Annotated in this window: 12 protein-coding genes; 2 read left to right on the plus strand and 10 right to left on the minus strand. The window is 67.3% G+C overall.

Annotation, left to right across the window (positions count from 1 at the left end; all coding sequences use genetic code 11):
- Window positions 1–17: 17 nt before the first annotated feature.
- From DXK94_RS02465 to DXK94_RS02480, 4 genes are read right to left on the minus strand one after another with little or no spacing between them, the layout of a single operon-like run.
- Entirely contained in the window at window positions 18–443 is a 426-nt protein-coding gene (locus tag DXK94_RS02465) for an ATP-binding protein (protein ID WP_115523672.1), read from the minus strand.
- Window positions 436–768, minus strand: coding sequence for an STAS domain-containing protein (locus DXK94_RS02470; RefSeq protein WP_115523673.1), 333 nt, complete (start codon window positions 766–768; stop codon window positions 436–438). The genes DXK94_RS02465 and DXK94_RS02470 overlap by 8 nt, the downstream gene beginning before the upstream one ends.
- Window positions 758–2728, minus strand: a complete 1971-nt coding sequence (locus tag DXK94_RS02475) for a glycosyltransferase family 2 protein (protein ID WP_115523674.1) — start codon at window positions 2726–2728, stop codon at window positions 758–760. The genes DXK94_RS02470 and DXK94_RS02475 overlap by 11 nt, the downstream gene beginning before the upstream one ends.
- A complete protein-coding gene (locus DXK94_RS02480; protein ID WP_115523675.1) occupies window positions 2725–3837 on the minus strand; it encodes a PP2C family protein-serine/threonine phosphatase in 1113 nt (370 codons plus the stop codon). Before DXK94_RS02480 ends, DXK94_RS02475 begins: the two co-directional genes overlap by 4 nt.
- A gap of 262 nt (window positions 3838–4099) precedes the next feature.
- On the opposite strand from DXK94_RS02480, the gene DXK94_RS02485 reads away from it, so the two are divergent.
- A complete protein-coding gene (locus DXK94_RS02485) occupies window positions 4100–4519 on the plus strand; it encodes a hypothetical protein (RefSeq protein WP_258868407.1) in 420 nt (139 codons plus the stop codon).
- Window positions 4520–4851: 332 nt separating this feature from the next.
- Entirely contained in the window at window positions 4852–7146 is a 2295-nt protein-coding gene (katG, locus tag DXK94_RS02490) for a catalase/peroxidase HPI (RefSeq protein WP_115523676.1), read from the plus strand.
- A 62-nt stretch (window positions 7147–7208) separates the two neighbouring features.
- Here the strand turns inward: katG and DXK94_RS02495 are convergent, their stop codons facing one another.
- From DXK94_RS02495 to DXK94_RS02520, 6 genes are all read right to left on the minus strand, one after another.
- Window positions 7209–7781, minus strand: coding sequence for a GNAT family N-acetyltransferase (locus DXK94_RS02495; RefSeq protein ID WP_115523677.1), 573 nt, complete (start codon window positions 7779–7781; stop codon window positions 7209–7211).
- Between the two features lie 12 nt (window positions 7782–7793).
- Window positions 7794–8609 (minus strand): glycoside hydrolase family 16 protein, encoded by an 816-nt coding sequence (locus tag DXK94_RS02500; RefSeq protein ID WP_115523678.1) that lies wholly within the window; start codon window positions 8607–8609, stop codon window positions 7794–7796.
- Between the two features lie 197 nt (window positions 8610–8806).
- Window positions 8807–9286 carry a thioredoxin-dependent thiol peroxidase gene (gene bcp / locus DXK94_RS02505; protein WP_115523679.1) on the minus strand — a complete coding sequence of 160 codons (480 nt, stop codon included), beginning with the start codon at window positions 9284–9286 and terminating at the stop codon, window positions 8807–8809.
- An 80-nt stretch (window positions 9287–9366) separates the two neighbouring features.
- Window positions 9367–10038: a winged helix-turn-helix domain-containing protein gene (locus tag DXK94_RS02510; protein WP_115523680.1), complete on the minus strand. Its 672-nt coding sequence runs from the start codon at window positions 10036–10038 to the stop codon at window positions 9367–9369.
- A gap of 9 nt (window positions 10039–10047) precedes the next feature.
- Window positions 10048–11391, minus strand: a complete 1344-nt coding sequence (allB, locus tag DXK94_RS02515; protein ID WP_079595225.1) for an allantoinase AllB — start codon at window positions 11389–11391, stop codon at window positions 10048–10050.
- A complete protein-coding gene (locus DXK94_RS02520) occupies window positions 11384–12580 on the minus strand; it encodes a glycerate kinase (RefSeq protein ID WP_115523681.1) in 1197 nt (398 codons plus the stop codon). The genes allB and DXK94_RS02520 overlap by 8 nt, the downstream gene beginning before the upstream one ends.
- Window positions 12581–12593 lie beyond the last annotated feature (13 nt).

Raw genomic sequence — 12593 nt, forward strand, 5'->3', positions numbered from 1 at the left:
GGCCGGCGCCCGCGTTCCTAGTCGCGGGACGAGGTCCGCGACAGTACCCAGGTGTTGGTGCCGTCCTGCCGCTCGAAGGTGACGGTGGTGACCAGCGCCTCAATGAGCGCCAGTCCGCGGCCGGACTCGGCATCCTCGCCCGGCGCCCCGGGTTCCATCGCACCGAACGGCGGCTTGGCATGGTAGGCGCTGACGCGGGCCTGCAGCACGGTGGGCCGGACTTCGATGTCCACGCCCAGCTCCACGGGGTCCTGCCCTGCCGGCTCGGCGTGCTGGACGATGTTGGACGCGGACTCGATCACCGCCGTCGTGAACGTCATCTGGTCCATGTCCCCTACGAACGGGACGTCCAGCCAGAGGCTGTCCAGGTCATTGTGGACTGATTCGATGGCGTCCTCCGCAGCCAGTCCCCGGTAGCTGCGCGAGGCGAGGACCTCAGTCATTGCTGAACGCCTCGGCGGAGGAGGCGTAGGCGGTCAGCACCTTGTCCATGCTGGTGAGCTGCAGGACCATCTTGACCTGCGGCTGGACGGCCGCGATGCGGAGGTCGCCGCCTGCCTGCCGGGCCGCCTTAAGGCAGCCGATCAGCGCGCCGAGCCCCGAGGAGTCCATGAATGCGGTGTTCTCGAGGTTCACCACGATCCGGTTCGATCCGCCGGCGATCACGTCGGTCACAAACTCGCGCAGCTTGGGAGCGGAGACCATGTTGAGCCGCCCGTCCGCCTTGACCTCCGCATATGAGTCCTTGACCTCATAGCTAAACTCCATCGGGATTCCTCTCTGTGTTTGCAGGTTCTGTGGCCGGTTCGTAGCCCTTGTAGAGCACGGCGCGGACCAGGATGCTCATGACCACCAGGTCGAAAATGACCCAGGCCACGTTGACCAGGGTGCCCAGCGGTTCGGCCAGTCCCGTGGCCAGGCGGATGATACCGACGACGGCGGCCACGGCAAGCAGGACCGACACCACGATCTGGGGCTGGATGAGGCTCCAGCTGGGTCCGCCGCTTTGGCGGGCTTTGGGGGTGACGGCGAATCCGAGGGGACGGCCGAACCACACGTTGCGTGCCGCCGTCGAACACGCCTTGATCCAGGTGGGGAACAGCGCCAGGCTGTACTGCTGGCCGCGCCAGGTGGGGATGCCGCGGCCGGCGACGGCGAACAGGAGCTGGTTGACCACCATGAACGGGATAAACCGGACAAAGAAGTCCCAGCTCAGGCTGGTGACCGGCAGGATGCCCAGCAGGAGGTAGATGATGGGGGCCGCGAAGTAGATGACCGCCGCATAGCCGCTCAGGTACGTCCACATGGTGGCGAAGTACATGAGCCGCTGGCCGAGCTTGAGGCCCTTCTGCACCAGCGGGTTTTCCCGGAGCAGCACCTGGATGGTTCCCTGTGCCCAGCGCAGCCGCTGGGTGAGCATGGTCTTCAGGTCCTCCGGGGCCAGGCCGTAGGCGAGGACCTCGTGGTGGTAGACGCTCTGCCAGCCCATGGCGTGCATGCGCATGGCGGTTGCCATGTCCTCCGTGACGGAGATGGTGGCCAGCGGCATCACCGGCTGGGCTTCGTCGTTGCGTTCCACGGAGAGCGCGTCCAGAACGGCCTGGACGGATTCCAGGGCACCCAGCGGGGACCAGTCGCGGCGGGACATCCGCTGGACGGCGTCGTCCGCCACCACGGGCACGCCGGTCTCGCCCACGTGGGCGAGTTCCATGGCGGCGATTTCCTCCAGGTCAGACTGCAGTGCCTCGACGTCGGCCAGCACCAGGGTCTGGACGGCGGCGTCCACGCGGCGGCGGACCCGGTAGGTGATTTCGCCCAGCGGCTGGCCGGCTTCGAGTTCCTGCTGGGCCTCGCGGGTGGCGGCCTCCACTTCATCCAGCACCTCGGCCACCAGAGGCGTTTCCACGTCGGCGGACTTCCGGGCCTGCCTGATGGCCGAGCGGGAGGCCGCGAGCGCGCGGCGGATGCTCTTCTCGGTTTCCTTCACATAGCCCACCAGGCCCAGTTGCATCAGGGCTTCGCGGCGCAGGATGGCGTTGGAGCCGCAGAAGAAAGCGGCGTTCCAGCCGTCCTTGCCCTGCTGGATGGGGCCGTAGAACAGGGGTGCCTGGCTGCCGAGCGGGTCATCGGCGGGAACGTTGCTGAAGTACTGGGGCGTCTGGACCAGGGCCACCCGGCGGTTGTTGAAGTAACCGAGGGTCTTTTCCAGGATGTCCGGCTCGGGGATCTGGTCCGCATCCAGGATCAGGAGGAATTCCCCGTCCGTCTGCATCAGTGCGTTGTTGAGGTTGCCGGCCTTGGCGTGCCGGGGGAGGTCCGGGGTCCAGTCCCCGCTGCGCGTGACGTAGCCCAGCCCGTGCTCCTCGGCGAGGGCCTTGAGCTCGGGGCGGGCGCCGTCGTCCAGGATCCAGGTGCTGTGCGGGTGCCGGATCTTCTGGGCAGCCAGCGCGGTGGTCATCACCATGTCCAGGTCTTCGTTGTAGGTGGTGATGAAGACGTCCACGGTGGCGTCCGCGGGAGGCGGCGGAGCGCCCTTGCGGATCTTCAGTTTCCAGACCGTCATGCCGAAGAGCATCACGTCGATGAGGCTGTAGGTTTCGGCGATCACCAGCGGCAGCGCGATCCACCACGCATCCCAGTTCAGGGAGGCCGCCCAGCGCCAGGCAATGTAGTTAAGGCCGGTGAGGACGGTCAGCACCACCACCAGCCGCGTCCAGAAGCGGGTCATGCAGCCACCTCCTGCGGCAGCCGGCGGACCACCACCACCGTAACATCGTCCTCGGCGGTCTCGGCCGGGGCAAGAGCCATGATGGCACTGCTGGCTGCCTGCGCGGAGCCGTTGCCCTGCGTTGCCTGCTGGACAGCCGCGGTGACGTCTTCCACGGAGTCGAAGACGTCCAGCACGCCGTCGCTGACCACCACCAGGGAGTCCCCGGGAGCAAGTTCCAGCCCGGATTGCGGCCACTGCGTTCCTGCCCAGGCGCCGACGGGCGGGCCGCCGGAGGGGAGGCGGTAGGCGGTCCCGCCGGACTGGACGTGCAGCGCAAGCCCGTGTCCGGCGTCGACATAGCTGACGTTCCCGGACGCGGCGTCGAGGCGGGCGTGGAACAGCGTCACGAAGGAGTTGGATGAATCGAGGTCCGTGGCGATGGCCTTGCTGGCGGAGGCGAAGGCCCCGTCAAGGTCCGGACGGTGCACGGTGGACCGCATGACGGCCCGGACCGTGGCGGCGATCAGCGCAGCACCCATGCCCTTGCCCATGGCGTCAGCAAAGGTGAGGTGGAGTCCCTCCGGGGTCTGGTACCAGTCGTAGAAGTCGCCGCCCACGCTGCGGGACGGGCGGAAAACGCCGGCAACGTCGTAGCCTTCCACGCGGATGTCTTCCTTGGGCAGCAGGCTCTGCTGGACTTCGGTGGCGCGCTCCAGCTCACTGCGGGCCGCGGAGTCCGCCGCGGCGGAGGGCCGGCGGCGGAACAGGGCGTTGATCCGGGACTGGAGTTCGCGCGGGCTGAACGGCTTGCTGATGTATTCGTCCGCGCCGTTATCCAGGCCGGTGAGCTTGTCCAGCTCATCGGCGCGGGCGGTCAGCATCACGATAAAGGCATCCGAAAACTCGCGGAGCAGCTTGCACACTTCCAGGCCGTCCAGATCCGGCAGGTTCAGGTCCAGAGTCACCAGGTCCGGCTGGCTGCGGCGGACTTCCTCCACTCCCACCAGGCCCGCATCCGCGTAGGTGACCTCGAAACCCTGCTTCGTCAGGACACGGACCAGCAGCCCCCGGATGTCCGGATCGTCCTCGATCACGACGGCGCGGCGGAGTTCGGAGGGAGAGACCATTCCTACTTTCTACAGTATTAACCGGCCCGCGGCATGTCACACGCGTACAAAGTGCGAAGCAGCCTTCGTATGTGCCGGCAGCGCCCTATTCGCGGGTTCGCCCCGGGTGCCGGGAACACTGCCGGATCTTGCGCAAATCTTGGGATGCACTTGCCCGGACATTGAGCAAGGGCCGGGAGACTCGTAGCCAGGCAGCAGTCTCCGCGGGCGGGTCAAAGGCGACCCGCCCGCGGGCTGGACGGCTTGGGGAAGGCAAAGCGCTATGGCACACCACAATTTCAGGAACCACAAAGTGGCGCTTGCCGCTGCGAGGCCGGATGCGTCCGCAGGGGACGGGGCCGCGCCCGAAGTGTCCGTGGTGGATGCCGCCGCGAAGCCCGCCGTCGGACTCGACTTCATAGTGCGGGATGTACTGGCGGCCGGCGCGGGCAAGGCCAAAGCGCTGCTGCGCGTCTACCTGCACTCCCGGAAGGTCCGGGCCGCCGCCCACGCACTGGCCGAGGCGCTGGCTGAATCCCGGGACGTCTGGAACTGGCCCGGGGACCGGCTCCCGGTGGGGGCGGAGATGTCCCAGCAGGTGGAGAAGCTGACCCGCCGCCTGAAGCTGGAAACCGAGGCGCATTACCGGCTTGAGGCACTTTTCAGGACTGCGGCCGGGGGCCGTTCCGTACCGGCGCTTTAAGTGCCACACTTAGGAGCAATCGAGTGGCTGGGGGATACAGTCAGGAGATTGCCATGGGTTGGTGGACAGGTTGGGCGTACCTTATTGCCGGCCTTATGACAGTTGACGCGCTGCTCCTGGCGTTATGGGCGATCGACGAAGACTGGCCCGGCAAATGGTGGAAGAAACCCTGACCCCCTCCCCGTGATTCCTGGTCCTGGCAGTGCACCGGGCAAGCGATCGTTTTCCATGCCCAACTGGACTCTCGCTGTGGCTTCCGCTCATGGTCAAATAGGAGGGTTGAACCGGCTGCCCGAGTCCGACCACGGCCTCGGCCATATGGAAGGAAGCACATGACCGATCGTCAGGACCACCCCCCGGTCCCTACCCCGGGAAGCGCCCAGGGCTTGGACAGCAAGGTTGAGGGTGGCTGCCCGGTTGCCCATGACAGCGTGACCTCGCACGGCAGCGAGAGCGAAAATCCCGCCATCGATTCGCCGCAACCCAAGGCTCACCGGCCGCGCACCGTCGCCGACTGGTGGCCGAACCAGCTCGACCTCTCCGTGCTCCACGCGCACAACCCGGCCGGCAACCCGCTCGGCCCCACTTTCAGCTACCGCGAGGAATTCCGGAAGCTCGACGTCGAGGCACTCAAGCAGGACATCACCCAGGTCCTGACCACCTCCCAGGACTGGTGGCCCGCGGACTTCGGCCACTACGGCGGCCTGATGATCCGGCTGAGCTGGCATGCAGCCGGCACCTACCGCGTCCACGACGGCCGCGGCGGTGCCGGGGACGGCAGCCAGCGGTTCGCGCCGCTCAACAGCTGGCCGGACAACGCCAACCTGGACAAAGCCCGCCGGCTCCTGTGGCCGGTGAAGCAGAAGTACGGCCAAAAGCTCTCCTGGGCAGACCTTCTGGTCCTCGCGGGCAACGTGGCCCTCGAGTCCATGGGTTTCAAGACCTTCGGCTTCGCCTTCGGCCGCGAGGACGTGTGGGAGCCCGAGGAAATCTTCTGGGGCCCGGAGGACACCTGGCTCGGCGACGAACGCTACATCGGCGAAGGCCAGATGGCGGAGGACGTGGGCTCCACCGAGATGGGCCTGATCTACGTCAACCCCGAGGGGCCGATGGGCAACCCGGATCCCAAGCTCGCCGCAGCGTTTATCCGCGAGACGTTCAAGCGGATGGCGATGAACGACGAAGAGACCTTCGCGCTGATCGCCGGTGGACACACGTTCGGCAAGACCCACGGCGCCGCTGACGCCGACGCGCACGTAGGTCCCGAGCCGGAGGCCGCGAACCTCGAGACGCAGGGGCTGGGCTGGCTCAGCACCTACGGCAGCGGAAAGGGCGGCGATACGATCACCTCCGGCCTTGAGGTCACCTGGACGGACCGGCCCACCCAGTGGAGCAACCGCTTCCTGGAGATCCTGTTCGAGTACGAGTGGGAACTGGTCAAGAGCCCGGCAGGGGCCCACCAGTGGGTGGCCAAGGATGCCCCCGAGATCATCCCGGACGCGCACGACCCCGCGAAAAAGCACCGGCCCACCATGCTGACCACCGACCTGTCGCTGCGCTTCGACCCGGTCTACGAGGAAATCGGGCGGCGCTTCCTGAAGAACCCCGACGAGTTCCAGCTCGCCTTCGCCAAGGCCTGGTACAAGCTGCTGCACCGTGACATGGGACCCGTCGGCCCGCACATGCTCGGACCGTGGGTCCCGGAGGCCCAGCTCTGGCAGGACCCGGTCCCGAACGTTGACCACGAGCTGGTCGGCGAGGAGGACATCGCCTCGCTCAAGGCACGGCTCCTGGACTCCGGCCTGACCGTCCCGCAGCTCGCCGGCACGGCGTGGGCCGCGGCCTCCACCTTCCGCAAGACCGACAAGCGCGGCGGCGCCAACGGTGCCCGGATCCGGCTGGAACCCCAGCGCGGCTGGGAAGTCAACGAACCGGAGCAGCTGGCCACCACGCTGCAGAAGATCGAGGCGGTGCAGCAGGAGTTCAACTCTGGCCAGGCCGGGGGCAAGAAGGTTTCGCTGGCGGACCTTATTGTGCTCGGCGGCTGCGCAGCGGTGGAGAAGGCGGCGAGGGACGCCGGGTTTGAGGTCACCGTGCCGTTCCGGCCCGGCCGCACGGACGCCTCCCAGGACCAGACCGACGTCGAGCAGTTCCAGTACCTGAAGCCGCGCGCGGACGGGTTCCGGAACTACGTGCGCCAGGGCGAGAAGCTCCAGCCGGAAACCCTCCTGCTGGACAAGGCGTTCATGCTGGACCTGTCGGCACCGGAAATGACGGTGCTGGTCGGCGGCATGCGTGCCCTCGGCACCAACGTGGGCGGTTCCAGCCATGGCGTCCTCACCGACCGGCCGCAGGTCCTGACGAACGACTTCTTCGTCAACCTGCTCTCGCCGGGGACCAAGTGGAAGGCCTCGGAAGGCGAGGAGAACGTTTACGAGATCACCGACGTCTCCACCGGCGAGCTGAAGTGGACGGCCACCCCGGTGGACCTGGTCTTCGGGTCCAACTCGCAGCTCCGGGCGATCGCAGAGGTCTACGCGAGCGAGGACGGCGGGGAGAAGTTCGTTAACGACTTCGTGGCGGCCTGGGTGAAGGTTATGGAGCTGGACCGCTTCGACCTGGGCTGACCCCCAAGGCACTGGATGGTCCGTCCGGGCCGGCTGCACCTGCGGCCGGCCCGGACGCCGTCTCACAGCAGCGAAAGCCGCATCAGCACCCGCGGAAAGCCGTTCAGCACCGAGTCCGTGCCCGCGGCCTTGGTGAAGCCTGCGTCCTCGAAGAGTTTGCGTGTGCCCACATAGGCCATGGTGAGGTCCACTTTCTTCCCGCCGTTGTCCACGGGATAGCCTTCGACGGCGGGTGCCCGGTACGTGCGAGCCAGCTCCACTGCGCCTGCCAATAATGCGTGCGAAATGCCGTTGCCGCGGTGCCCCGGGCGGACACGGATGCACCACACACACCACACATCCAGGTCATCCACGTGCGGGATGCGGCGGTTCGCGGCGAAACTTGTGTCCGCGCGGGGGTGGACCGCGGCCCACCCCACTGGCTCGCCGCCGTCGTACGCCAACACACCCGGTGGCGGATCCTCCGCCACCAACTGCTTCACCAGCTCCCCGCGCTCCGTTCCGTGCAGCGCCTGGTTCTGCTTGGACGGGATGCGGTAGCTCAGGCACCAGCAGACGTTCGCGTCGGGCCGTTTGGGCCCGACGATCGCGCGGACGTCCTCGAAACTGGTGGCCGGACGGACCTCGATGACCATGCGGCCATCCTGTCATTCGGCTGTGGAAGCGGCAACGGGATTCGGTTCGCGACGGTAACCGCGGACCCAGTCCACCAGGAACTCCTTGGGATACGTGGACGCCGACGGGGATGCGCCTTCAAACTCGTAGACGTTGAGCATGAGCTGCATTGGATAGTCCGGCGACTGTTCCACCGCGGCCACAAACCGGTCATCGACATAGAAATCGACACCGTCCGGCGTCCAGTCGGCGCTGTAGGTATGGAATTCGGTCACGTCCGCGGCCAGTTCTATTTTCCGGAAATCGTCCTGGATGCGGGGGTCCCCGAAGGGATGCACTCCCATGCCGATCTTCGCGGTGCCGGCACCGATGTCGGAGCCGAAGATCTCGAAGATGCAGATTTCGGCGGAGTGTTCCGGGATGTCTTCGAAGCCGATCATCCACAGGGCAACCAGGCAGGCGGGGTCGGCGATGGCGGCAACGCGGGCCTCGATTAGCCCGTAGTGCGGGATGTACAGCCGCTGCTCTGCCTGGGCCTCGGTGACCCTGAGGCCGGGGGTGAAGTGGTGCTGGCCTTCGGTGCTTCCCAGCGGCCCGGAAAAAACGCCTGTCTGGAGGTTGGAAACCCGCAGTCCCCCGTTGTGTTCAGGGGACCACGGAGCCTGGTCCTCCTCGATCATCAACACCAGCCCGTCGGAGGTGAAACGGTACCTTGCGCGGGCGCTTTCGGAGTTGCTCCACTGCGGGAGGTAGCGCGGGATCCACTTGCTGCTGTCCAGGTCCGGTCCTTCAAACGTGTCCTCGAACTCCAGGACTAACCCGCTGCGGTCCAGTTCTTTCCTTGCCATCCGGGTCCTCCTCGTAAAGCGGCTATACGGCCATTCTGCCCGGCGGCATCTGCCTGCGGCCCGGCTTTACCCGGAAAGCGCCTAACGCCCCCGCAGGATCTGCAGGGGCGTTAGGGGAAAACACGCAGGACGTGATGGAGCGTCCTGAAAAAACACGCAGGACGTGATGGAGCGTCCTGGTGGGAAGGGCAGGGAGGTTAGATTCCCAGGGCTTCCTTCAGCGCTGCGACGTGTCCGTCGGCCTGGACCTGGTACTGGGCCAGGGTGACGTTGCCGTCCGGGTCCACCACCACGGTGGAGCGGACGATGCCCTCGACGATCTCGCCGTTGACCAGCTTCTCGCCCCAGGCGCCGTAGGCCAGGGCAACCGCGTGGTCCTCGTCGGAGAGCAGCGGGAAGGTCAGGGAGAAGTCGCCGGTGAAGCCGGCCAGGGCCTCCGGGGCATCCGGGGAGATGCCGATGACCTCGTAGCCCTTGCCCTGCAGGGAGGCCAGGCTGTCGCGGAAGTCGCAGGCCTCGGTGGTGCAGCCGGGGGTGGCGGCCTTGGGGTAGAAGTACACGATGACATTTTTGCCACGGTAGTCGGCCAAGGCAGTCTGGCGGCCCTGGGCGTCCTGGAGGGTGAAGTCAGGGGCCTGGGTTCCGGGCTGAAGCTTGGTGGTCAGGGTGTGGCTCATGGCGTTCCTTTGGAAGGGTTTGTCATTACTGGCAAGACATCAAGTGAAGCGGCTTCCCGCTCAGTCATACAACTCCGGCGTCATATGCAGTATTCCGCCGGGCCGCGAACTGTTGCCGATTTTCCCGGCACAAACTGGTATCCGCCGCCGCGGACAGTGGCTACAGCATGGCGCGCATTACCCAGTTTCCGGCGGATCCGGCCCACGTAAACATCAATGGATCGAGCCGAGGCGCCGGGGGTTTCGAACGAGTCCAGGAACTCCTGCAGCTCCTCCCGGCCCACGGTGCGGGACAGGTGCGTCACCAGGTAGCGGAGCACCTTGAATTCGACGCCGGTGAGCGGCACCGGCCTGCCGTCCAGGAGGACGGTATCGGCGGCCAGGTCCACGGCCATGCGGCTGACGGGGCCGGCCGACGGCGGCAGCCGGGTGCCGCCGTCGTCGTCCGTTTGTCCAGGAGAGGCGCCGCCGGGGTTCTCCGCTGCGGAGGAAGGCTGAGAGGAGTCGTCTGCGGCTCCTTCCGCCGAGGCGGAGACCCCGGACGTGGGAGCTCCGGCAGCAGGCCAATGGACTTCCGCCTCCGGAGCAGTCTGCAGGGCCCTGGCAAGGACCAGTTGGGCGGCGCGGGCGAGGAGTTCCGGGCTGGTGCCCTCCTCCGGAACCACCCACACGGCGAGGCCGCGGGCGGCAGCTTTGGGCTGTGCCATCCGCGGACGGTAAGCCGTCCGCGGATGGTGGACTTCCACTGCCATGGCGCGTCCTTACACTCCGCCGCGGCGGATCAGCTTGCCCGTGGGGGTCTGGCCGTCCACCACGGCGCCGCGCAGGAACGTCTTGCGGACCACTCCGGAGAGGGCCTTGCCGTCGTACGGGGTGATGGGGTTCTTGTGCTTAAGCTTGGAGACGTCCACCACGAAGGCCTCATCCGGTGCGAACACCGCGAAGTCGGCGTCGTAGCCCAGCGCCAGCTGGCCCTTGTTGGTGAGCCGGGCCAGGTTGGCGGGCTTTTCCGCCATCCAGCTGACAACCTGCTCCAGCGGGATGCCGCGGTGCCGGGCTTCACTCCAGATCAGGGACAGGCCCAGCTGCAGCGAGGAGACCCCGCCCCAGGCCACGGCGAAGTCACCGTTTTCCAGGTCCTTCAGGTCCAGGGTGGAGGGGGAGTGGTCCGAAACGATGCAGTCGATGGTGCCGTCCTGCAGGCCCTGCCACAGCAGCTCCCGGTTGGAGGCCTCGCGGATGGGCGGGCAGCACTTGTACGCGGTGGCGCCGTCGGGGATTTCCTCGGCCATCAGCGTCAGGTAGTGCGGGCACGTCTCCACGGTGAGCTTGACGCCGTCGCGCTTTGCGGAGGCGATCATGGGCAGCGCGTCCGACGACGACAGGTGCAGGATGTGCGCACGCGCACCGGTCCAGCGGGCCCGTTCGATGACCTCGGCGATGGCCTTGTTCTCGGCGCCGCGCGGGCGGGAGGCCAGGAACGTGGAGTAGTGGTCGCCGCCGGGGTGGGGTGCGCGGTCGATGGCGTGTGAGTCCTCGGCGTGGACGATCATGAGGGAATCGAAGGACTTCAGCTCGGCCATGTCCTCCTCCATCTCGTCCGCGTCCAGGTGCGGGAACTCGTCCACGCCCGAGTGCAGGAGGAAGCACTTGAAGCCGAACACGCCGTCGTCGTGCAGGGGGCGCAGGTCCGCCTTGTTGCCGGGGATGGCGCCGCCCCAGAACCCGACGTCGATGAACGCCTGGTCCTCAGCCACCTCACGCTTGAGTTTGAGGTTCTCCACCGTGGTGGTGGGCGGCACGGAGTTCAGCGGCATGTCGATAATGGTGGTGACGCCGCCGGCTGCGGCGGCGCGGGTGGCGGAGGCGAAGCCCTCCCACTCGGTGCGGCCGGGCTCGTTGACGTGGACGTGGGTGTCCACCAGGCCGGGAAGCAGGGTTTCGTCGTCGGCGAGTTCGATGATTTCGGTGCCGGCCAGGCCGTTGCCCAGCGGCTCGAGCGCAACGATCTTGCCACCGCGGACGCCCACCTCGCGCGGGGCGATTCCGGCGGTGGTCATGATGCGCCGGCCCCGGATGACCAGGTCGTAACGGTCTTCAGACATGGAGGTCCTCCTTGGTACTTGCGGTGCGGGCGGGCCGTTCGGCCGCCAACCTCCCGCTGATCTGGGTGCCCAGCTGCTCCAGAAGCTGTCCGGCCTCTGCTATGCACCTGTCTACATTGCTTTCGAGCTCTGTCAAAGCGTAAATCTCCTCGAACCCGGCGGCGACTGCCTGCTCTTCCGCCAGCGTGGTGCGGCCGCAGACGGCGATGACCGGAACGCCCTGCGCGGCGGCTGCCCGGGCCACACCCATGGGAGTCTTGCCCAGCAGGCTCTGCTCGTCCAGGCTGCCTTCCCCGGTAATCACCAGGTCGGCTCCGGCCAGGCGTTCGGCGAGTCCCGTGAATCCGAGGACGACGTCGATTCCCGGGCGCCGGGTGGCGGCCAGGGCGGCGATGGCTGCGAAGCCAACCCCGCCGGCCGCCCCGGCACCGGGAGCCTCCGCTGCCTTGACGGCGCGGAATCCGATTTCCCTGGCCAGGACTTCGACAAACCTGGCCAGGGCGGCGTCGAGCATGTCGACGTCCTGTTGTGTGGCGCCCTTCTGCGGGCCGAAAACCGCCGCGGCGCCCTGGGCGCCCAGCAGGGGATTGTCGACGTCGGACGCCAGCACAAAGCGTGTGTCCACCAGACGGGGTTCAAAGTGGGTGAAGTCGATGCTGTGCAGGTTTGCCAGCGCAGCACCGCCGGGCGGCAGTTCGTTGTTCCTTGCGTCCAGGAACCGTGCGCCGAGTCCCTGCAGGAGCCCCGCACCGCCGTCGGTATTGGCACTGCCGCCCACCCCCAACACGATCCGGCGGCAGCCGGTGTCCAGGGCAGCGCGGATCAGCTGGCCGGTGCCCAGGCTGCTGGCCGTCGTGGCATCCGCGGACGTTGGCTTTCCGCCGCGGGCCACCTGGGGCACCAGCGCCAGCCCGGAGGCGGTGGCCATCTCGATGACGGCCTCGTGGTCCCGGACGGCGAAGTCCGCGCGCACCGGCTGGCCGGTGGGGCCGCCCACCGTTGCCGTGCGGCGGGTGAAGCCGGAGCCGACGGCGGCGTCGAGGGTGCCCTCGCCGCCGTCGGCCACCGGAATCCGGACGACGTCAAGGTTGCCGCCGGCGCCACGCTGCAGTCCCTTTTCCAGGTGCGTGCAGACGTCCGGGGCGGAGAGCGATCCCTTGAACTTGTCCGGGGCGATGACGATGCGCATGGCAGTGCTGTCT

Origin of the sequence: Arthrobacter sp. RT-1, assembly GCF_003367205.1 — a bacterium.
In the GTDB taxonomy this organism is placed as follows: domain Bacteria; phylum Actinomycetota; class Actinomycetes; order Actinomycetales; family Micrococcaceae; genus Arthrobacter.